Raw genomic sequence first — 21,691 nt, 5'->3', positions numbered from 1 at the left:
ATAAAATTAGCATTTTTTGATCTTTAAATGGTTTTAAATGTTAATATGTTTGAGCAATTTCATTATTTCAATAACACTAGAAATGATTTTTTTTAGAAGTTAAAAATATTATGAGCTTTTTTTAGAAAACAAATTCGATTGTTTAGTTTAATATATGTTCAATATTAATTGATCTACAATCTGATTAATTACCACAGTTAGATTACTCTAAGTAAAGGCTATTTGATTAGGGTTTATCGCAGACATTTTTTTGATGAATAAGTTGATTGGAATGGAGGGATGCTCGACTCCTATGGGATTAGCGGGAAGGCTGAGACCCCGCAGGCTTGCCGAGGAGGCGAAAGAATCTCGCCCCATGGAAAGCGAGCATCCTGTAATGGAAATCAACATCACTCTGCTACTTTACGAAAATTTGATAAATAATTGACAAGGTTGTTTTTCAACAGCATGATAAAAAAGCAGACACAAGTCTGCTTTTTTATTGATATCTATGATTTAAACTTGCAGTAGGGGGCGTATGTTTTACTGAATAAAACTTATTTAAAGATTGATCTACATATACCCAGCCCTTCCAGCCTAAGTGAATTGTATCTTTTAAGAAAAACTCATCGTATTCATGTGAAGAAAAATCAGCTACTTGGAATCCAGCATCTTCAATTTGTTTTCTAACCTTTTTGTAATATACTTCTCTACCTTCTTTTGGGAAGCCAGCGTAATCATACCATGGTCCATTTACTGGAACTGAAATAAACAACGCTTGCGTATGCTCTTTTTTTAATAATGCTAATACCATTTGAAGGTCATCATATTCTGGCGATACACCATAGTTACTATTTCGTTTATAATTTTTTAAAGCTGGAAGACGATTTTGAATGTGCTTTATATAGTATTTATTAATTATTCCGAAATGGTTAGAAGTTGACTCACGTTTGCCAATTTTATCAGCAACTTGTGCTACCCGATCCCAGGATAAATCTTCATATTTTGATTTTTTTAATCGGAAGTTTTTATCAGGATCCATTATAACAGTCTCGAAAAGATCTTTCTTTTCAAGTATTTTAAAATAAGTGTAAGCTAACGGTTTTTCAGCCATAGCTTCGAACTTAATTTTTTTGCTATTTGAAATAAAAGCATTTAATTGGGTTACTAATAAAGAGTCTTTTTTGATAATTGATAGCGTTAAAAGTCTCTTTGCAATTTGTCTCTTTACTGAATTATCAATTGTATTATTAAAAACGAATGAATAAGTTTGAAGCGCAGAATAATTAGGTGAAAAATGAGTATCGTCAATGCCATGTGGAATAAACCACTGTGGAGATAAAACAAACACAATTTTTCTATTTTTTATTCCATCACCTAAAGATGCTAAGTCAAGAAAATGAACGAGACTTTGTGATCCCCCTCGACCAATTAGATAGGGAGTAAATTCATTTTTTTCTCCCATAAAAAATCTAGAAGGATGGAAGGGGTCTCTTCTAGCAAGTTCTGAAGACCCAAAAATAGGTAGGAATTTTGGGTCTTTTATCATTTTATCTTGAAGTAGGGTCCCTTGAAATGTTTCAGGGTTTAAGGATGCTGCTGTATTATTTAATCGTTCTTTTGTAATAAATAGTTCGTAAAAAGAATTTGGAAGATACAAAGCTAGTAAAAAAATGAGAATAGCTGTTATCATCCCAAAAAATTGAACTTTTTTCATTTTCTAGCCTCTAAAATCGAAATGATTTTATTTGGTGTTGCCCACTCCTCGCGATCGAAGTCAGAAATCGTCACGTTGATACCGAGTTGTTCTTCAACTTCAACTAATAAGCTAACTGTACCAAATGAATCTAATAATCCTTCTTCAAAAATCAGAATATCTGGGTTTTCAATCACTTCATCTGTATTACATAAATCTGCTAAAATGTTTAAAACTTCTGCTCTTAAATTTTCCATTATACTAATTCTCCTTTAGTTAACTAGATGTCCTGAAAATATTAAAAATCCGAAACAAATAAAATGGAATGTAATAATAACCGCCAATACATGTGTTAGTTTAGTATTTTTCCAAATCTTTTTTTTCTTATTGAATTGTTCAAACCAATCAAAACTACACATCAATATGGCTTGGTATAAACCATAAAGTAGGTAATTAATTTGGATCCCATGCCATGCACCCATTAGTAAAAATAAGGTAGTATAACTGATATAAGAAATATTTCTTCTGTTTTTAACAATTTTTTTCTTAGTCAGTAAGAATACCATTCTCATATATACATAGTCGCGAAACCAAAATGATAAGCTCATATGCCAGCGATTCCAAAAGTCTTTTATATTCCGACTAATGAATGGCATATTAAAGTTTTCAGGTGTTTTAATACCTACTATATAACTAACGCCGATTGCAAATGCACTATAACCTGCAAAATCAAAAAATAAGTACAGACTATATGCATACATATACGTTAGATTTGAGACAAATGTATGCCCGAGTGTAAACTGTGTTTCAAGTATATGAACGTTAATTAAATAACCAATTATATATTTATAGAGAAAACCAATAAAAATTTTATGAACACCAATTTGAAAATACTCCCTGTATTCAATAGCCGTTAGCTTTTTTTGACAATCCTGTTGAAATCTCCTAAAACGATCAATTGGTCCAGATGAAATCGTTGGAAAAAATAATAAAAACTTCAAGAAATCAACAATCTTTATTTCCTTTATACTGTTGTCACGTATTTCAATAATGACTTGTGTTGCTTTAAATGTTAAATAGGAAATTCCTAAAAAGCCTACAAGTGTAGTACTTTCAAAAACCGGTGAAACCTTTACAATCAATAAAGGTAAAATTGATAGAAAAACACTTAAGTAATATACAGTTGAATGGTTTGAGTTCTTCCGATAAACACTATAACCTTTTATTAAAATAATTACCCAAATTATATAAGTAACTAAATAGAAGGTTTGTATTTTAGAAGAGGAAAAGACTAATAATAAAAACACAAAAGAAAGAAATGTTGTGTAGTTAGTTGATCTTTTTCCTAAAAACCCTAATATGACTGCTGGGATTAGCAGAACAAATAAAATACCGAAAAACGTAAAACTACTGTATGGAATCATTGGTGAGTTTGCTCCAATAATTTTTTTCGATCAACTTTACCGTTCGTTGTCATTGGTAAGCTTTGTAAATAACTAAATTTTCTTGGAATCATATAAGTCGGCATATATTTATTTAATTCTTGTTTTAAAAAACGTGTTAAATGATAGTCCTTTTCGAAATCGTGTTCTTTAACAACTACTAAACAATGTAAATCTATACACTTACCATCTTTCATCTCTGGTAATATAACGGCAGAATGAACTAATGGTAATCTTCTAATGTTATTTTCAATGTCCTCAATTTCAATCCGATAACCGTGTAGCTTTACTTGGAAATCAATCCTACCTTTATAGAATAATAATCCGTTATCAAAGTAACCAGAATCACCAGTTTTATAGGCGCGCATGCCATTTATTTTATTGTAGGCTGCATCAGTTTTTAACTGATTATTAAGATACCCTTTACTAACGCTTGGACCAGCTATAATAATTTCTCCTGTTTCACCTTCTGGAAGTGGGTTACCCAATTCATCCATAATGTAAATGATTGTATCGTCTTTCGGCGTACCAATCGGTAATGGGGAGTATTGGTTTATGACTTCCTCAGTAATCTGGACGAATGTTACAGCAACTGTCGCTTCTGTTGGACCGTAAGTATTATAAATCTCTGCTTTAGGAAATCTAGATAAAAGCTGTTTAGCACTATTATTCGATAGTACTTCACCACAGAAAAGAAAAGTCTTTAAGTTGGGTAGTAACAATTCGCTGAAATTTGGATTCATCATACACATCTCTATAAATGAAGGTGTAGAAGTCCAAACCTCAATATCACTTGCCATTAAATAATCGAATAGTGCTTTTGGTCGCTCAATCAAAGATTTTTCAACAGAAATGAGTGTGCCACCAGATAATAACGATGGATATAAATCCATTACTGATAAATCAAAAGAGAAAGGAGCTTGGTTCAAAAAGCGTTGTCCATTGTGTATATTAAAATCCTTCAATATCCAATTGGTAAAACTACGTAAGTTTTTTTCAGTAATTTGTACGCCCTTTGGATCTCCAGTACTGCCAGAAGTATAGATAATATAAAATGTTTCATCTTCTTTAACATTGAACTCAGTTAAAGGTTTGACTAGATTTGTAGAATCAATAATCTTCTGTAGTTCTCCAAAATTTATGATATTAATTGAATCGAAACCAAAAGTAATATCTTTTGGTGTAATTAATAAAGTAGCTCCAGAATTTGTAATCATTTTTTTGAGTCTCTCAAACGGAATAGACTCATCAACAGGAATATAAGCACAACCTGCTTTTACACTTCCTAAGAAAATGGAAATCATTTCTGCCTGCATATGGCCATACACAATAATGGGCTTATTTGTAAAATTATTTTTTATCATCCAGCTAGCAATCGCATCTGATTGTTGCTTTAAAGTTTTATATGTTAACGAATAATCACTATTTTGAAATGCGATAGTGTCTGGGGTGTTAAGTGCCCAATAATCTATTTGTTCAATAATTGATTTCATCAGTTCACATCCTAAAAATCGTTATATATAAAGGTCCCTGTAAATGAATCTTTAAATCCATATAAGTAGAGTAGTGCAAGTAAAATTGATAAATAAAACGCAGTATAAAATAAAAATCTTAATGTCTTTGAACGGAAAATATGGATTTTACCCATTTGTTTTCACCTTTCTTAATTTTTAGCTAGACGTATTATAACACCGAAAAAAAGATGAAAAATTAACGAAACACCTTTTAAAATTACAGGAAGATAATAAATTATTAAAGGTTAAGTAAATTTTTTCTAATGAAAATCTAATGATTAATGGACGAGATTGTTAATACAATTAGGATAAAGTAAATGAAATGAACTTTTGTTCTTAGTTCATTACTTACCATAACTTTAAGATAGTAGGTGTTGGATCTAAAATAATAAAATAGGGGTAAGGTAAAAATAATGGGGAAAAGGGAATATAGGTAAATCCTTGGCCCTGCTCTATGGGAGATCGGTAAATGATGAAAAAGATTTATTTGTTCTTGATTCCTAGTTTCTTAACTGTTTTAATAATGTCTCCATTTTGTAGTTTTATCTGGAATAAAAACTCTTCGAAAGTGACAGATTCGAATTACTCTACTATGAAAAAAGTTGATTATACAAATGATCAAAATAAGAATACTGGAGAGATTGATCGCTACTTACAGCAAATTCATTTTAACGGAGTTGTTCTTGTTAGGAAGAATAAAGAAAATATCCTTAATAAGGGATACGGTTATCGAGATATCCAAAATCAGTTACAGAACACATCAAATACGTACTTTCCAGTTGGCTCAATTTCTAAATTTTTTGTTTCAACGTTGTTAATGCAATTAAAGGAGGAAGGTAAAATATCGTTTAACGATCCGATATCAAAATATATACCGGAATTTCCAAATGGATCAAAATTAACATTATTTCATTTAATTTCACATACTTCAGGAATTAAGAGAGAAAAAGAGTTATTTAATCCAATTTCATCAACTGGTTTAATAAAGAAAATAGTTAAATCAAATGCTCACTATAAACCGTTAAACAAATGGGATTACAATGATACAAATTATATTTTACTTGCTTACGTTATAGAAAAAGTAACTGGAATTCCTTATGGAGAATATATAAAAACACATATTTTTGATAAAGCGAATATAACTGAAATTGGACAAGGTAATGATTTTTATAAAAAAGGGAATCATGCACTAGGTTATTTATTAATTCAATCTAAAAATAATCCGAAGCAATTACGTATTCCAAATTTTAACTATTTATTAGGCTGTGGAGATATTTATTCAACGGTTTCAGGAATACAAAAAATGGATGAGGCACTTATTTCGAATAAGCTTATTTGGGGTAAAAGTTTTACTCAATTTATTAAGCCGTATCAACATCATTATGCATATGGAATTTATAATAAAGGAAAGTATTTATACAATCATGGGGTAGTTCCAGGAATTAATTGTGTGAATGTATTTGATCCAGTTTCAAAAACATATGTAATTGTGTTTTCTAATAGTCAAAAAATGAAGCCAAATACATTTGCGATCGCAATGAACTTATTTAAACTTGTTAACCAAATTAGTTGAGAACAGTTTGTTGTTTGATTGTGAGATTCCAGACTTTTATAAATTATTTCATAAATTAAATAAAAGATACTCATACTATTTTTTGATAAAGAAAATAGGAGGAGTCTAGTGAAAAAGTTTCTATATTATTTCTTATTAATCATAATGACTAGCAGTATTAATTTGGGCTCTATTAAATTTGTTAATGCGGAAACGAAAGCCGGGTTTAATGAAAACTCATTAACGAGACATATTAAAATTATTGAACAAAAACTAAATGATGCCCCGATTAAGTATCCACAAATAAGTGGAGCATCTAATTCAACTGCACAACAAAAGGTCAATAGCATCTTAAAACAAGGGGCTGATTTAGCGAAAAATAATCGTTTAAAGCTATTAGAAGACGAGAAAGAAGCTAAGTCAAAATGGGATGCTAGCCAAGGGCCGTGGAGACCGTATGAATATGTTTATACTTATAAAGTACTGTACAACAATCTTGATAAATTAAGTGTTATTTATAATGAGTATTCATATACAGGTGGGGCACACGGGATGACAATGGGTACTACATTTAATTTTGACGTGAAAACAGGTGATGTAGTTCCACTATCTAAGCTAATAAACGAAAATACAAAATCCGTACAAGAATATGCTTATCAGCAATTACAAAAGAAATATAAAGGATATGTATTAATAAAATCCCCTAACGAAATTGACTTAAGTGACAAAAACCGACTATGGGCATTTGACCATGCGGGAATTAAATTAATCTTTAAAGAATATGAAGTAGCCGCATATGCTACTGGTATGCCTGAAGTCTTTATACCTGTTCAAGTTTATCAATAATAAAAACTTCCTTTCAGCTTTATATTTATTTCCTTTTTCAAAAGAAAAAAAGAACCTCCATTTTTATAAAAGGTTCTTCTCTTAGAGTGTTGAAATATAAAACGGTCAATAAGGAGAACGTTTTATAATTGATCGTGATAAAATTATCAGTTTTTGATGAGCATTTAATGATTATAAATAATAATTACTTATTTTTCCAGAAGTTAAATTAAGAGCTAATTTTTAGAAGAAAAGTTCAAATGATTAGTATATAAGTTGATGTTTAATCTTAATTGACCAGCAAACTGATTAATAAATTTTTATTTTTCCCAAAGTAAAGGATATTAGATTAGGTTTTGAATGTAAACTTTTTTTGATGAATAAGTTGATTGGAGCGGAGGGGTGCTCGACTCCTATGGGATTAGCGGGAAGGCTGAGACCCTGCAGGCAGCGCCAAGGAGGCTCAGGTCTCGCCCCATGGAAAGCGAGCACCCTGCAGTGGAAATCAACCTTACGCGGGCTCCTTTACGAAAACTTGGTTAATAATTGACGAGATTGTTTTTCAACAGCGTGAAAAAGAACCTTCATTTCTAAAAGGTTCTTTTCTTTATTTATTTAATAAATTTGATTAATGAAATTAAACCTTTTCGTAAATAATGGTAGAGTCTGCATTAAAAACATTCATTTGTTATAACAATATAAGAATAAGTTGAACAACTAAATAAAAATTGAATAATCTAAAATTGAGTATGTACGATTAATAAAGTGTGTGCTAAAGGTCGTTAAAAACTAAAGGCAAAGAAGTTTAATAAAACAACTTAATCTTCAATCTGTTCTTTTAATAATAAAGCATAAAGATCTTCAACACGTTCGGACATAAATCTTTGTGAGTCTTCAACTCCCTTATTGTAAAAAATAGGTCCAAGTTTTTGTGATATAAAGTCTACTAGTAACATCGAACTTAATTCACTTAATTCTTCGTCTCTTTCTTGTAAGAAATACGTTTGTAGTTGATTAATCGCAAATTTTTGTTGATCTGGTGAAAGCTTAGTTGTTTTAGACATTAAATTCCCCTCTTTTTTAGTTGTGATATTAGTTTTTTTATTTCCTATATATATAGTATCTCTATTTATTCTTTTTTTGCGAAAATAGTTACACGTAATAAAACTTTTTTGGTAAAATAGTGCACAGCTTGAAAATACTTTTTAATTGCTTTAAGATTAGAATGAGAATAAAATGAGAATGAACTTAAAATAGCCATTTTCTATTTTATAGAATTTTTATGTAATATTATGGAGGGTGTAAAATGGGAGCTTCTACATTAAAAATAAAAGACCTTCAAGTAGCAATTGAAGGAAAGCAAATTTTAAAAGGTGTAAACCTTGAAGTAAAAGGTGGAGAAATTCACGCAATCATGGGACCAAATGGAACAGGTAAATCAACTTTATCTTCTGCTATTATGGGTCATCCTAAATATGAGGTAATCGGTGGTAGCATCGAGCTTGATGGCAACGATGTTTTAGAAATGGAAGTTGATGAGCGCGCTCAAGCTGGTCTTTTCCTTGCTATGCAATACCCAAGTGAAATTAGCGGTGTTACAAACGCAGATTTCTTACGTTCTGCAATGAATGCACGTCGCGAAGAAGGCGATGAAATTTCATTAATGAAATTTATCCGTACATTAGATAAAAGCATGGAATTCTTAGAAATGGATCCAGAAATGGCTCAACGTTACTTAAATGAAGGTTTCTCAGGTGGAGAGAAAAAACGTAATGAGATTCTTCAAATGATGATGATCCAACCTAAAATTGCTATTCTTGACGAAATTGACTCAGGTTTAGATATCGATGCGTTAAAAGTAGTTTCTAAAGGTGTTAACGAAATGCGTGGAGAAGAGTTTGGTTGCTTAATCATCACTCACTACCAACGCTTATTAAACTACATTACTCCTGACTTCGTACACGTTATGATGCAAGGTCGTATTGTAAAATCAGGTGGTCCTGAATTAGCTGCACGTTTAGAAGCTGAAGGATATGACTGGATTAAACAAGAGTTAGGTATCGAAGACGAGACTGTTGGGCAAGAAGCTTAATCGGATAGGAGGGATTCTCATGACAACTGGTACTACAATTCCATTTAGTCAAGAAACAGTTAAGCAGCTTTCTGCACTGCTAAATGAACCTGCATATTTCACAGAGTTCCGTTTAAATGCACTAGCAAAAGCTGAATCACTTTCTCTTCCAAAGCCAGATAAAACAAATATCTCTAAATGGGATTTCTTTGGAAAAGAATTTAATGTTACAGCTGGAAATGTTCCTACAAAAGATCAATTACCAGAGTCAGTAACATCTTTAATCAATGAAGACACTGATCAATCAGTTTATGTACAATATAATGGTTCTGCTGTATATCACTCTCTTTCTTCTGAAGCAAAAGAAAAAGGTGTAGTATTCGTAGATTTACACACAGCGATTAAAGATCACGAAGATCTTGTGAAAAAATATTTTATGACAGAGGCTGTAAAAGTCGATGAAAATAAATTAATCGCTTTACATGCAGCATTAGTAAATGGTGGAGCTTTCTTATACATCCCTAAAAATGTTGTATTAGAAAAACCAATCCAATCTATTTTTGTTGTAGATGGTGAAAACGTACCTGCATATAACCACGTTTTAGTTGTTGCAGATGTAAACAGTGAAGTTACTTATGTTGAAAACTATGTTTCTACATCTGCTGATTTAGATGCGGCTGTTGTTAACGTTGTTACAGAAGTAATTACATTAGACAATGCAAAAGTTCGTTATGGTGCTGTTGATACTTTAGCTAAAGGTGTTACTGCTTATGTTGTTCGCCGTGGTCACGCTGGTCGCGATAGCAAAATCGAGTGGGCACTTGGCCTTATGAACGATGGAAACTCAGTTTTCGAAAATATTACAAACCTAATTGGAGACGGTTCTTTCGGTGACTTGAAAATGGTTACTGTAGGCCGTGGTGAGCAAACTCAAAACTTTACAACAAGCATTATTCACTTTGGTAAAGGTTCTGAAGGTTGGATCTTAAAACATGGTGTATCAAAAGATGCTGCTACTTCAATCTTTAATGGTATTGGGAAAATTGAGCACGGCGCTTCTAAGTCTAATGCACAACAAACTTCACGTGTATTAATGCTTAGTGAAAAAGCTCGTGGAGATGCGAACCCAATTCTATTAATTGATGAAAATGATGTTATGGCAGGTCACGCTGCTTCTGTTGGTAAAGTAGATCCAACTCAACTGTACTACTTAATGAGTCGCGGTATTCCGAAGAAAGAAGCAGAGCGCTTAGTTATTCACGGATTCTTAGCACCTGTAGTTTCGGAATTACCAATTGAAGAAGTTAAAAAAATGCTTGTTGATGTTATCGAGAGGAAGGTTAAGTAATGGATGTTAAAGCAATCCGTGAAGCCTTTCCGATATTAAATCAAGAAGTAAATGGACATCCTTTAGTATATCTGGATAGTGCTGCAACTTCACAAAAACCTGTTCAAGTAATAGAAGCTGTTGCTAACTACTATAAAGAATATAATTCTAACGTTCATAGAGGTGTACACACTCTAGGAACAAAAGCTACTGATGCATACGAGGGAGCTCGTGATAAAGTTCGTAAATTTATTAATGCATCATCTATTGAAGAGATTATTTTTACTAGAGGTACAACTACTGCAATTAATACAGTTGCTGCTAGCTACGGAAGAACGAACTTAAAAGTTGGAGATGAAATTGTGATTTCTTATATGGAACATCACAGTAACATCATTCCTTGGCAACAGGTTGCTAAAGCTACTGGCGCAACATTAAAATATTTACCATTAGAAGAAGATGGTTCAATCAGCGTTGAGCAAGCAAAAGCTACAATTAACTCAAATACAAAAATAGTTGCGATTATGTACGTTTCAAATGTACTTGGTTCAATTAACCCTGTAAAAGAGATTGCAGCTATTGCTCATCAAAATGGAGCAATTATGCTTGTTGATGGTGCACAAAGTACTCCACATATGAAGGTTGACGTTCAAGACTTAGATTGCGATTTCTACGCATTTTCTGGTCACAAAATGTGTGCTCCTACGGGTATTGGTGTACTTTATGGTAAAAAACATCTACTTGAAAACATGGAGCCTATTGAATTTGGTGGGGAAATGATTGACTTCGTTGACTTACAAGATTCTACTTGGAAAGAACTGCCATGGAAATTTGAAGGTGGAACTCCAATCATTGCTGGTGCAGTTGGTTTAGGCGCTGCTATTGATTTCTTAAATGAAATCGGTATGGATAATATCGAAAAGCATGAACATGAGATTGCGAATTATGCACTTGAACAGTTATCAACTGTAAAAGGCGTAACAATCTATGGTCCGAAGCATCGTGCAGGACTAGTAACGTTTAATGTGGAAGATGTGCATCCGCATGATGTTGCAACTGTATTAGATGTGGAAGGTATTGCTGTTCGAGCTGGCCATCATTGTGCTCAGCCATTAATGAGATGGTTAAAGGTATCTGCTACTGCTCGTGCAAGTTTCTATCTGTATAATACAAAAGAAGATGTAGATGCTTTTGTAAGAGGATTAGTTAAAACGAAGGAGTATTTCAGCGATGTCTATTAATCGAAACATTGATCTAGATGCATTATATCGTCGCGTGATAATGGACCATTATAAAAACCCTCGTAACAAAGGGGTAGGGGCAATATCAGAAAACGATGTAACAATAAACATGAATAACCCTACTTGTGGTGATCGCATTGAACTTCGTTTAAAGGTTGATGATGGAATTGTATCAGATGCTCGTTTTGACGGTGAAGGCTGTTCAATTTCAATGGCATCAGCTTCAATGATGACTCACGCAATTAAAGGTAAAAAAATAGAGGAAGCCCTACAGCTTGCTCAACTATTTTCAGATATGATGCTTGGAAAAGATTATGATGAATCAATTGATTTAGATGATATTGAAGCACTACAAGGTGTTTCAAAGTTTCCGGCACGAATTAAATGTGCAACACTTGCATGGAAAGCGATGGAGAAGGGGTTAAAATCAGAATAACTTCTGAGCTTTAATCCTCCTCTTCTATTAGAAGGGAGCAAGATAAATGTCTACTAATTTGCCAGATATTAGTGATTATAAATATGGTTTTCATGATCGTGACGTATCGATTTTCCGTTCTGAACGTGGATTAACAAAAGAAATCGTTGAAGAAATTTCACGCATGAAAAATGAACCACAATGGATGTTAGATTTCCGTTTAAAATCTTTACAACATTTTTATGATATGCCAATGCCTCAATGGGGTGGAGACATGTCTGATTTACGCTTTGATGAAATTACTTATTATGTAAAGCCGTCAGAGAAAACAGAAAAGTCTTGGGATGAAGTACCTGAAGAAATCAAAAATACTTTTGATAAATTAGGTATTCCTGAAGCTGAACAAAAGTATTTAGCGGGTGTATCTGCACAGTATGAATCTGAGGTAGTTTACCACAGCATGAAACAAGATTTAACTGATCTTGGAATCTTATTTACTGATACAGATACTGCATTACGTGAACACGAAGACATCTTCAAAGAACACTTTGGTAAAGTAATTCCACCAACAGATAACAAATTCTCTGCATTAAACTCTGCAGTTTGGTCTGGTGGATCATTCATTTACGTACCAAAAGGTGTTAAAGTTGACACGCCATTACAAGCATATTTCCGTATTAACTCAGAAAATATGGGTCAATTTGAGCGTACATTAATTATTGCTGATGAAGGTGCACACGTACATTACGTTGAAGGATGTACAGCTCCTGTTTATACAACAAACTCTCTTCACTCTGCAGTAGTAGAAATCATCATTAAGAAAGATGCATACTGCCGCTATACAACTATTCAAAACTGGGCGAATAACGTATTCAACCTAGTTACGAAACGTGCTGTTTGTGAAGCGAATGCAACAATGGAATGGATCGATGGAAACATTGGTTCAAAATTAACAATGAAATACCCAGCAGTAATCCTTAAAGGTGAAGGCGCTCGTGGCCTTACACTTTCTATTGCAATTGCTGGTAAAGGACAACACCAAGATGCTGGTGCTAAAATGATTCACTTAGCTCCAAATACTTCTTCTACAATCGTTTCGAAATCAATTTCGAAACATGGTGGTAAAGTAACGTACCGTGGTATTGTACACTTCGGACGTAAAGCAGCTGGATCACGTTCAAATATCGAGTGTGATACGTTAATTATGGATAATGCATCAACTTCTGATACAATTCCATACAACGAAATCTTAAACGACAACGTTTCTCTTGAGCACGAAGCAAAAGTTTCAAAAGTGTCTGAAGAGCAATTATTCTACTTAATGAGCCGTGGTATTTCTGAGCAAGAAGCTACAGAAATGATCGTAATGGGCTTCATTGAGCCATTTACAAAAGAATTACCAATGGAATACGCAGTTGAAATGAACCGTCTGATTAAATTCGAGATGGAAGGTTCAATTGGTTAATACCGTTGTATAAAGATAAACCCTGTTGCCAAATTGGTAGCAGGGTTTTTTTTGAGGAAAAGAACCATTAGATGCATATGTTGTTTTTTTCTCAGCTTTTTATAGTCGTGCTTAAAATCGAAAGAAATATGTCGAGTCCTGTAATAATATCTTTCATTTTCGGTAGATTATTCGTTTTTTGATCTTAAAAATAACACGCCTTCATCCGATTGAGGTAAAAGTCAATTATCTATATAATTCAAATTATATGAAAATTGGATGAGCAAAATTTGAATTAGCTAAGCTTCATGAGAGGTAATTAGTAACCCCCATTTTCAAATTAAACCATTCAATTTTCTTCAACATTATTATGATCATTGAGGAGTGGTTTGAAAGGATGAAAAGGAAATTAAAAAAAATTTCAACCGTTGCACTAGGAGTAGGTTTAGCTTCTAGCAGTTTATTAGCATCATATTTGAGTACCTCTTCTAAAGTCCATGCAACAACGTCAACTCAACATGTTATTATCAATAATTCCCAACAAGAAAATTCATCTGGTAGTTTGAATCAAACTGAGCAGTTACTTAATAATTTAACTCCTGAACAAAAGAAAGCCCTAGTAAATTTACAATCAATTAATGAAACAGGATTACATTTAGCGCCAAATATAGACAAAAATAGTTCAGAAGAAATTTCCGTCATTGTTGAATTTAAACAACCTACTTCAAAAGCTGCGGTATTAGAAGCAGCAACTGAAGGGAAAGTTTTAGACGAAAAAGAAGCAGATAAACTAGTAGATGACTCACATGCCTCTTTTAAAAATGATTTAGCAAAAGTATTACCAGCAAAAGGAACTAAGAAAGCATCTACATACAAAGTAAATCGTACGTTTAAAACAACATTTAATGGTATTTCAATGAAACTTCCTGCAAATCAAGTTGAAAATTTATTAAAATCGGAAGCTGTTAAAGCTGTTTATAGCGATGTAAAAATAAAGGTAGAACCACCAGTTCAGGCTAAAGATATTGCTCCAGAACAAATGGGGTTAGGAATGGCTGATGAGCGCTCGTATTTACAAGTGGACAAGTTACATGCTGAAGGTCATACAGGTAAAGGAATTAAAGTTGGAATTTTAGATACTGGTATGGATTATAACCATCCGGATTTAAAAGCGGCCTTTAAAGGTGGATACGATTTTGTAGATAATGATAATGATCCAATGGAAACTACATATGAGGATTGGAAGAAATCAGGAAAGGCAGAAAAAAACTCCATTGGTACATATTATACGGAACACGGTACGCACGTTTCTGGTACGATAGGCGGTCGAGGTGCAAATAACAGTAAATATGCTACAACAGGTATTGCCCCGGGTGCTGATTTATATGCATATCGCGTTTTAGGTCCTTATGGATCGGGTCCGACTAATGGTATTATTGCTGCAATTGATCAAGCTACTGAGGATGGGATGGACGTTATTAATATGTCATTGGGCTCCGCTACAAATAATCCAATGGATCCTTTAAGTATAGCGGTAAATAATGCTGTTTTAAATGGAGTAACGGTAGTTCTATCTGCTGGTAATTCTGGGGATGGAATGTATTCATTAGGTACACCGGGTGCTTCAGCATTAGCAATTACTGTAGGTGCAAGTGATGTACCTGTTTCCATAGCAAGCTATAAAGGGACACTAGACACAGTCACTGCAGATTTACGCGCAATTGCGTTAGGTTATAAAGATGATATCAAGAACCTGAAAGGTAAATCGCTTCCTGTTGTATATACTGGCATGGGTGCAACAGCTGATTTTGCAGGGATCGATGTAAAAGGTAAAATTGCTTTAATAAGCCGTGGGAAGGGTATTCCGCTTGCTAATAAAATTACAGAAGCAAAAAATAATGGTGCAGCTGCTGTGCTTTTGTTTAATGATAATGCGGCAGAAGGTCATATTCCTGCCTATTTAGCAGAAGGTCAAAATTACATCCCAACGTTTTCATTAACTAATGCAGACGGTCTAGCGTTAAAGTCAAAGGTAGGTAATGGACAAATTAACTTTACTTTTGGAGAGATGAAGGAATTAAAATCACAAGGGGATAATTTGGCTGCTTTTAGTTCTCGAGGACCAAGTAGGACAAATTATGATATAAAACCAGAAGTCATTGCACCAGGTGTGTCCATGATGTCAACCGTTCCTTCTGATGTGGTAAATGGTGATAAAGGAGACGACTATGAGTATGCTTATGCACGATTATCGGGCACATCAATGGCAGCTCCTGTTGTTTCTGGTATTTCTGCTCTTTTATTAGAAGATAATCCTAATATGAAACCGTCCGATGTTAAGAGTGTTTTAATGAATACTGCAGATTCATTAAGCAAACCATATAGTGTTTTTGAGCAAGGCGCAGGACGTGTCAATCCATATGAAGCGATTCATTCAACTATAGAAATTAAGGTAAAAGATAATACAAATATGATTGTAAATGGAGAAATGAAAGTAATTAATGAAGAAACTGGTGGCCTTAGCTTCGGTCGAGCAGTTTTAACAGGTAAGGACATTTCAGATACACGTTCCGTAAAGATTAATAACAACGCGGGAAAGGCTAAAATATTTGATGTGAAAGTACAATATCAAACAGATTTAAGAGGATCAAAAGACGCAGAGAAAAACGGAGTGAAGGTTCTAACCGAAAATTCTATAAAAGTAAATGGTAATAGTAGTAAAAAAACATCCGTGTTTTTATCGATTCCAAAAACAGCAGAAACAGGTATCTATGAAGGGTATATAATCTATACGAACAAGGACAACTCATCAGAGGTGTACCAAATACCGTTTGGTGTAACGTATGAAGAAAACAAATTTGAAGCATTCGACATTTTAGGATCTCATGCAGTAGCTGCAAACGCCACTTTTGATCAAAGTATATTTTCAGTAAGCGGTTTTTTTGTAAACTTTAAATTAAAAGGACATGTTAAACGAATTGATTTCTTATATTTGGATCCAAAAACTAACAAAATCTTGGGACATTCAGGATATATTAGTGGAAATGCTTTAAATCCAAATACAAATTATAATTCTGCAAACTTAGGCTTTAGTACACCATTTACAGGTGATCAAAGTAAGCCGTTTTCTTCTGATCCTGAATATATGTTATCCCAGTTTGATCATTTTTCAGAATTTGTTAAACATGGAAACTATAAATTTAGGGCAATTGCAACGGACGATCAAGGGAATACATTTAGTTCTGACACTTACTTATTTGTAGATAATACGGCGCCAAAATTTAATATCACTTCTCTTCCTCATGGTGTTTACGAATATGAAGATGGACAAAAATCAGTATTAATTTCGGGATCAATTGACGAAGAAAATATTAAAGCGATGAATGAATATGGTTTTACTAGAGATCAATCTGCAAATAAAGTAGCGTTTTATTATAATAGAGATTTACTAAAACAAGACAAAACAGCAAATACTGCAAATGGTATTGTTCCTTTAAATCCAGATGGTACGTTTAATGCGATTATGCCAATTGATGATACGATGTCCATTCTTCCAGTTCGTTTCTTTGGTGTAGGTGTATCAAGTGCAGTTGATTATCCGAACGCACACGTAACCTATTTTGTAAAAAAAGGTACGCAATATGTAGATGCTAAGCCAGATCAGGTTAACTCAACGATGGGAGATACAGCTACTTATACACTAACAGCAAATAATGTGAAAAATGTAAATGATCAAACATTTACTTTTGATTATTTAAATAAAAATTTTGAAATAGAAAATGTAACAGTACGTCCTGAATTACTGAAAAAAGCTAACGTACAGTTAGAACATAAAGAATTAACTAGTAATGGAGAATTGAATAAACATACGATCCATCTAACAATAAATAACTCAGATGGTATAACTGGAACAACTCCAATGGTAGACGTTAAGGTAAAAGTAAAGAATGAAGATTATTATGAAGGGATTTTACAATTGCAAAATCTTGCTTCAACTTATGTGAATACAGACAAAGCGGAAGTCTCTATTCCTAGTTTATCGGTGGAATCTTATGTGAAACCATCATTCTCACAATTAACATTTTCTCCTATTGCTGAAGGGTTACATTACACGTATGATGGAAGAAATTTATACATGAGGGATTATACAAATATAGGTGCGACTGCATATGTTACTGATTCTAACAACAAATTATACAATGGATCGATCACTTCTTATCCTATAACTTCACCAGCTTATGGGACATACCTGTGGCCTAAAGCAACAATTAAATTGCCTGTCACAGATAAAGAAATGATGTTCACTATTCATGTTCCAGGGCATTTTAAATATAGCAGACCATTTACATTATTTAAACAAGCAGGCGATCAGTATCGTGGCGAATGGAACAATATTTATGGTGAAGTGCAATTACAAGCCGGTGATGTGAACGGTGACCAAGTTATTGATGTTATGGATGCCATATTTATGCAAACATATTGGGGTACGAATAAACGTGCTACAGATATTAATTTTGATGGCAAGGTTGATATGGAAGATTTTGAATTTATTGAAAAAAATTATAAATTAAGAAACCCATCAATGACAATTACTCCAGAACCTAAGTTAAAATATAAGGGTATGACATTAGAAAAAGTAAAAGCAGAGTTGGAGAAAATAGAATAGTAGTTAATTAGCTTAATCATTTTTTACTGACTCCGGTACTTAGATGCATGGCAATCTTGCCATGCTTTTTTCTATTAGTAAAATCATGATGATTTTAATTTAGTTATCTTTTTTATGGTAAAATGGTAGAATTTAACTTGTAGGTTCATGTTCTGTATCAAAGGGGAGGGGTTTTTATGAATTTTAACCTTAAAGAAGCGATTGAAGTTTTAGAAAGAACACCCAAATCATTAGAGTTCTTTCTATCGGGTTTATCAGAATCTTGGTTACAGTGCAATGAAGGGGAAGGAACTTGGAATGCTTCTGAAGTAATCGACCATCTAATTGAGTGTGAAAAAACAAATTGGATTCCAAGGGTGAACTCCATTCTTAACAAAGAAGGAAACAACCATTTTCCGCCATTCGATCGTTTTTCGCATTTAAATGAAAAACATGAAAAATCAATAGAAGAAAGATTACTTGAATTCAAGAATTTAAGAATGGAAAATATTAATAAACTGCAATTATTAGTGGATCCTAATAACCATCTGGAATTAGAAGGGATTCATCCTGACTTTGGCTCCGTTAAATTAAGAGAATTATTATCCACTTTCGTCGTACATGATCTAACCCATATAACTCAAATTACAAGAGTGATGGCAAAAAGATACAAAACTGACGTAGGTCCTTGGATTGCAAATTTAAGTATATTAAAATAATAGCAAGTGTTTATAAAAAGGTATTATTTATACTCGGGGAATTCCGAGTTTTTTTATGTTATGTTAAACTGTTAGTTAAATTAAAGAGAAAATATATTTTTAGTGTATGTAAAAAGGAGAGTAATATAGGTTGGATATCATTCTACAAATTCTTATACTCATCAGTATAGGACTTGCTGCAGGAACAGTCGGATCATTGATTGGTTTAGGCGGAGGAATTATTATTGTTCCAATGCTGCTTAATATTGATCACTTTTTATCCGCTTTTTCGACTGTACCAATTCATGTTGCAGTTGGAACTTCACTGATTACAATTGTGTTTTCATCGCTTTCATCCACCCTTTCGTACCATAAGCAAAAACGAATCGATTATAAGAGTGGTATTTTATTTTTAATAGGTAGTGTTCCTGGTAGCTTACTAGGTACATACATCAATTCGCTTTTAAATACAGAGCGCTTTACTTTATTTTTTGGTATATTTTTAATCTGTATATCAGTCTTTCTATTTGTTTCTTCAAAATTAAATAGAAAATCAAAGGAAGTACATAAAGGGATTATACGAACATATACAAATGATGAAGGCGAGGCATATACATATAGCTATAGTCTTCCATTGGCGATTTCTTTGTCTATTATTATCGGGATTATCTCAGGATTATTTGGAATTGGTGGAGGAATATTGTTAGTACCAATGATGGCGTTTTTATTTGGTTTTCCACCTCAGTTAGCTGTTGCGACTTCAATGTTTGTCGTTATGTTTACGACTCTTGGAAGCTCAATTTCATACATAACATTAGGAGAAGTAAATTTCTATTACATTCTTCTACTTATTCCTGGTGCATGGTTTGGTGGGAAAATTGGAGCATATATTAATCAAAAATTAAAAACTGAAACAATCGCATTAATTTTAAGGTTAGTTGTGTTATTTTATGGCATAAAATTAATTATAGAAAATATTTAAAAAAGGATGGTGGAACAATGGAAACAAATCAAACGTTAAATATTCGGTTGTTCCATACAAATGACATTCATAGCCACTTTGAAACGTGGCCTACAATCGTCGGTTTGTTAAAGTCTAAAAGAGAGTTAGCTAAAGGAAAAGGTGAGGCGACACTTACTTTTGATATTGGGGATTTCGTTGATCGATTTCATCCAATTTCGGAGGCCACTTTAGGAAAAGGTAATGTGGAACTTTTAAATGATGCAAAGTTTGATGCAATTACAATAGGAAATAATGAAGGAATTACCTTATCAAAAGGTGAGTTGTTAAACCTTTATGAAGATGCAAAGTTTGATGTATTAGTTGGTAATTTAAACATTTCAGATGAAGGTACCGAGAGTTTCAGCAAGCCTTTTGAAATATATGAAAAAAATGGATTAAAGCTAGGAGTAATTGGTTTAACAGTCGCTTATCCTGTGTTTTATGAAACATTAGGATGGAGTATAAAAGATCCGTTTGAAATGTTAAATAGCATATTGCCAATTGTCAAAGAGCAATCAGACATTGTCATTATACTTTCTCATTTAGGTATGAGAGACGATCAGAGAATCGCTGAACAATTTTCAGGAGTCGATATTATCTTAGGCGCACATACTCATCATTTATTTCCAAATGGAGAGTATGCTGGTGAAACTCTACTTTGTGGAACAGGTAAACACGGTAACTATTTAGGAGAGGTTTTAATTACTGTAAATAAAGAGACGAAAAGTATTATCAATACTGAAGCTTCAGTTACTGAAGTACATACAGTCCCAACATCTTACCAAGATGAAATGACGAAAATAATGTTGGCTAATTTAATGAGATTAAGTAAAGAAATTTTAAATGAACCAGTGACACAACTACCGAGTAACATGGGTGTAAATTGGTTTAAAGATAGTCCATTGCTGAAATTATTAGCAAATGCACTTCGCCAATGGACTAAATCAGATATCAGTATACTAAATTCCGGTATTTTACTTGAAGGTTTAAATAATGGCCTTGTTACTAAGGGTGACATTCATCGGATTTGCCCACATCCTATTAATCCTTGTGTCGTTAAATTGTCTGGTAAGGAATTATTAAATGTTTTAAATCGTTGTGAAGATAAAGAGCTGACTCATTTAAAGATGAAAGGTTTTGGATTTAGAGGGAAAGTAATTGGGAAAATGGTTTACGATGGAATTGCTTTTGTTAATAAAGATAAGAAAAGGAATTTGAAAAAAGAGGATCTATTTATTAATGGCGAGATGTTAGATTTAAATCGAATGTATGCGATCGGAACTTTGGATTTATTTACATTCGGTCATTTAATTCCTGCAATTCGAGATGCTAGTCATAAAAGATTTTTTATGCCTGAATTTATTCGTGATGTGTTATTTTCTGCTTTAAAAGATGTTTAAAATTTATCAAGATTAGACAGGTTACACTTTTGTTTTTTTCTCATATTTTAGAATGAGAAAGGAGCGTTGAACTTGATCAATTTAAGCCCAATTAAAATAGATAATCATACATTTAATGCTGTTACGGTTTTACTTCCGAAAACTACATTATTGGTCGTTATGAATGATAACGGATATATTATGTGCGGAGCATTAGATGTAGCTTTATTAAATGAAAGATTGCGCGATCGTCAAATTATCGCAGGCCGAGCAGTTGGTGTGAAAACAATAGAAGAATTATTAAATGCGCCTTTAGAATCCATTACTGTTGAAGCAGAAAAGTTAGGTATTCAAAAAGGAATGATTGGAAGGGACGCATTATTAAAGATGATATAAAAAAAGCCACTAAATTTTTTTAGTGGCTTCTTGTGTAAACGAAGTACAAAAAAACTGATTATTA

Annotated in this window: 18 protein-coding genes; 12 read left to right on the top strand and 6 right to left on the bottom strand. The window is 33.1% G+C overall.

Going from position 1 to position 21,691, the window contains the following annotated elements; translation table 11 throughout:
* Positions 1–478: 478 nt before the first annotated feature.
* From dltD to dltX, 5 genes are read right to left on the bottom strand one after another with little or no spacing between them, the layout of a single operon-like run.
* Entirely contained in the window at positions 479–1,696 is a 1,218-nt protein-coding gene (gene dltD, locus ACFVRR_RS10645; protein WP_387327956.1) for a D-alanyl-lipoteichoic acid biosynthesis protein DltD, read from the bottom strand.
* Positions 1,693–1,932, bottom strand: coding sequence for a D-alanine--poly(phosphoribitol) ligase subunit 2 (gene dltC, locus ACFVRR_RS10640; RefSeq protein ID WP_387327954.1), 240 nt, complete (start codon positions 1,930–1,932; stop codon positions 1,693–1,695). Before dltC ends, dltD begins: the two co-directional genes overlap by 4 nt.
* Before the next feature lie 15 nt (positions 1,933–1,947).
* On the bottom strand, positions 1,948–3,099 hold the full coding sequence (dltB, locus tag ACFVRR_RS10635) for a D-alanyl-lipoteichoic acid biosynthesis protein DltB (RefSeq protein ID WP_387327952.1): 1,152 nt from the start codon (positions 3,097–3,099) through the stop codon (positions 1,948–1,950).
* A complete protein-coding gene (gene dltA, locus ACFVRR_RS10630) occupies positions 3,096–4,610 on the bottom strand; it encodes a D-alanine--poly(phosphoribitol) ligase subunit DltA (RefSeq protein ID WP_387327949.1) in 1,515 nt (504 codons plus the stop codon). The genes dltB and dltA overlap by 4 nt, the downstream gene beginning before the upstream one ends.
* An 11-nt stretch (positions 4,611–4,621) precedes the next feature.
* On the bottom strand, positions 4,622–4,765 hold the full coding sequence (dltX, locus tag ACFVRR_RS10625; protein ID WP_082459405.1) for a teichoic acid D-Ala incorporation-associated protein DltX: 144 nt from the start codon (positions 4,763–4,765) through the stop codon (positions 4,622–4,624).
* 335 nt (positions 4,766–5,100) lie between these two features.
* On the opposite strand from dltX, the gene ACFVRR_RS10620 reads away from it, so the two are divergent.
* Entirely contained in the window at positions 5,101–6,204 is a 1,104-nt protein-coding gene (locus ACFVRR_RS10620; protein WP_387327946.1) for a serine hydrolase domain-containing protein, read from the top strand.
* Positions 6,205–6,312: 108 nt separating this feature from the next.
* Entirely contained in the window at positions 6,313–7,029 is a 717-nt protein-coding gene (locus ACFVRR_RS10615) for a DUF3298 and DUF4163 domain-containing protein (RefSeq protein WP_387327943.1), read from the top strand.
* Between the two features lie 797 nt (positions 7,030–7,826).
* Here ACFVRR_RS10615 and ACFVRR_RS10610 read toward each other — a convergent pair.
* Positions 7,827–8,072 carry a DUF2164 domain-containing protein gene (locus tag ACFVRR_RS10610; protein WP_387327941.1) on the bottom strand — a complete coding sequence of 82 codons (246 nt, stop codon included), beginning with the start codon at positions 8,070–8,072 and terminating at the stop codon, positions 7,827–7,829.
* Positions 8,073–8,314: 242 nt separating this feature from the next.
* Here ACFVRR_RS10610 and sufC point away from each other — a divergent pair, with 242 nt between their 5' ends.
* The 10 genes from sufC to ACFVRR_RS10560 all read left to right on the top strand — a co-directional run bounded on the left by sufC (position 8,315) and on the right by ACFVRR_RS10560 (position 21,627).
* Complete coding sequence (gene sufC / locus ACFVRR_RS10605; RefSeq protein WP_387327939.1) at positions 8,315–9,100, top strand: Fe-S cluster assembly ATPase SufC; 786 nt, start codon at positions 8,315–8,317, stop codon at positions 9,098–9,100.
* Positions 9,101–9,119: 19 nt separating this feature from the next.
* The gene (sufD, locus tag ACFVRR_RS10600) at positions 9,120–10,427 is read left to right on the top strand and encodes a Fe-S cluster assembly protein SufD (protein ID WP_387327937.1); all 1,308 of its coding nucleotides are present in this window, start codon (positions 9,120–9,122) and stop codon (positions 10,425–10,427) included.
* Positions 10,427–11,647: a cysteine desulfurase gene (locus ACFVRR_RS10595; protein WP_387327935.1), complete on the top strand. Its 1,221-nt coding sequence runs from the start codon at positions 10,427–10,429 to the stop codon at positions 11,645–11,647. Before sufD ends, ACFVRR_RS10595 begins: the two co-directional genes overlap by 1 nt.
* On the top strand, positions 11,637–12,083 hold the full coding sequence (gene sufU, locus ACFVRR_RS10590; RefSeq protein ID WP_387327932.1) for a Fe-S cluster assembly sulfur transfer protein SufU: 447 nt from the start codon (positions 11,637–11,639) through the stop codon (positions 12,081–12,083). The genes ACFVRR_RS10595 and sufU overlap by 11 nt, the downstream gene beginning before the upstream one ends.
* A 46-nt stretch (positions 12,084–12,129) precedes the next feature.
* Positions 12,130–13,527 carry a Fe-S cluster assembly protein SufB gene (sufB, locus tag ACFVRR_RS10585; RefSeq protein WP_387327929.1) on the top strand — a complete coding sequence of 466 codons (1,398 nt, stop codon included), beginning with the start codon at positions 12,130–12,132 and terminating at the stop codon, positions 13,525–13,527.
* Positions 13,528–13,903: 376 nt separating this feature from the next.
* A complete protein-coding gene (locus ACFVRR_RS10580) occupies positions 13,904–18,172 on the top strand; it encodes a S8 family serine peptidase (RefSeq protein WP_387327926.1) in 4,269 nt (1,422 codons plus the stop codon).
* 176 nt (positions 18,173–18,348) lie between these two features.
* Positions 18,349–18,870 carry a DinB family protein gene (locus ACFVRR_RS10575; protein WP_387327923.1) on the top strand — a complete coding sequence of 174 codons (522 nt, stop codon included), beginning with the start codon at positions 18,349–18,351 and terminating at the stop codon, positions 18,868–18,870.
* Between the two features lie 139 nt (positions 18,871–19,009).
* Positions 19,010–19,831 (top strand): sulfite exporter TauE/SafE family protein, encoded by an 822-nt coding sequence (locus ACFVRR_RS10570; RefSeq protein WP_387328333.1) that lies wholly within the window; start codon positions 19,010–19,012, stop codon positions 19,829–19,831.
* Between the two features lie 17 nt (positions 19,832–19,848).
* On the top strand, positions 19,849–21,252 hold the full coding sequence (locus tag ACFVRR_RS10565; RefSeq protein ID WP_387327921.1) for a bifunctional metallophosphatase/5'-nucleotidase: 1,404 nt from the start codon (positions 19,849–19,851) through the stop codon (positions 21,250–21,252).
* A 72-nt stretch (positions 21,253–21,324) separates the two neighbouring features.
* Positions 21,325–21,627 (top strand): YunC family protein, encoded by a 303-nt coding sequence (locus tag ACFVRR_RS10560; protein WP_069034827.1) that lies wholly within the window; start codon positions 21,325–21,327, stop codon positions 21,625–21,627.
* The last annotated feature ends 64 nt before the right edge of the window (positions 21,628–21,691 follow it).

This window comes from Gottfriedia sp. NPDC057948, assembly GCF_042887255.1.
Lineage (GTDB): Bacteria > Bacillota > Bacilli > Bacillales > Bacillaceae_G > Gottfriedia.
This window is presented reverse-complemented; position numbering and strand designations above follow the sequence as displayed.

Excerpts from the sequence above, each read along its gene's own strand:
- dltD (WP_387327956.1), bottom strand. The coding sequence starts at position 1,696 with ATGAAAAAAGTTCAATTTTTTGGGATGATAACAGCTATTCTCATTTTT.
- dltC (WP_387327954.1), bottom strand. The coding sequence starts at position 1,932 with ATGGAAAATTTAAGAGCAGAAGTTTTAAACATTTTAGCAGATTTATGT.
- dltB (WP_387327952.1), bottom strand. The coding sequence starts at position 3,099 with ATGATTCCATACAGTAGTTTTACGTTTTTCGGTATTTTATTTGTTCTG.
- dltA (WP_387327949.1), bottom strand. The coding sequence starts at position 4,610 with ATGAAATCAATTATTGAACAAATAGATTATTGGGCACTTAACACCCCA.
- dltX (WP_082459405.1), bottom strand. The coding sequence starts at position 4,765 with ATGGGTAAAATCCATATTTTCCGTTCAAAGACATTAAGATTTTTATTT.
- ACFVRR_RS10620 (WP_387327946.1), top strand. The coding sequence starts at position 5,101 with ATGATGAAAAAGATTTATTTGTTCTTGATTCCTAGTTTCTTAACTGTT.
- ACFVRR_RS10610 (WP_387327941.1), bottom strand. The coding sequence starts at position 8,072 with ATGTCTAAAACAACTAAGCTTTCACCAGATCAACAAAAATTTGCGATT.
- sufC (WP_387327939.1), top strand. The coding sequence starts at position 8,315 with ATGGGAGCTTCTACATTAAAAATAAAAGACCTTCAAGTAGCAATTGAA.
- sufD (WP_387327937.1), top strand. The coding sequence starts at position 9,120 with ATGACAACTGGTACTACAATTCCATTTAGTCAAGAAACAGTTAAGCAG.
- ACFVRR_RS10595 (WP_387327935.1), top strand. The coding sequence starts at position 10,427 with ATGGATGTTAAAGCAATCCGTGAAGCCTTTCCGATATTAAATCAAGAA.
- sufU (WP_387327932.1), top strand. The coding sequence starts at position 11,637 with ATGTCTATTAATCGAAACATTGATCTAGATGCATTATATCGTCGCGTG.
- sufB (WP_387327929.1), top strand. The coding sequence starts at position 12,130 with ATGTCTACTAATTTGCCAGATATTAGTGATTATAAATATGGTTTTCAT.
- ACFVRR_RS10580 (WP_387327926.1), top strand. The coding sequence starts at position 13,904 with ATGAAAAGGAAATTAAAAAAAATTTCAACCGTTGCACTAGGAGTAGGT.
- ACFVRR_RS10575 (WP_387327923.1), top strand. The coding sequence starts at position 18,349 with ATGAATTTTAACCTTAAAGAAGCGATTGAAGTTTTAGAAAGAACACCC.
- ACFVRR_RS10565 (WP_387327921.1), top strand. The coding sequence starts at position 19,849 with ATGGAAACAAATCAAACGTTAAATATTCGGTTGTTCCATACAAATGAC.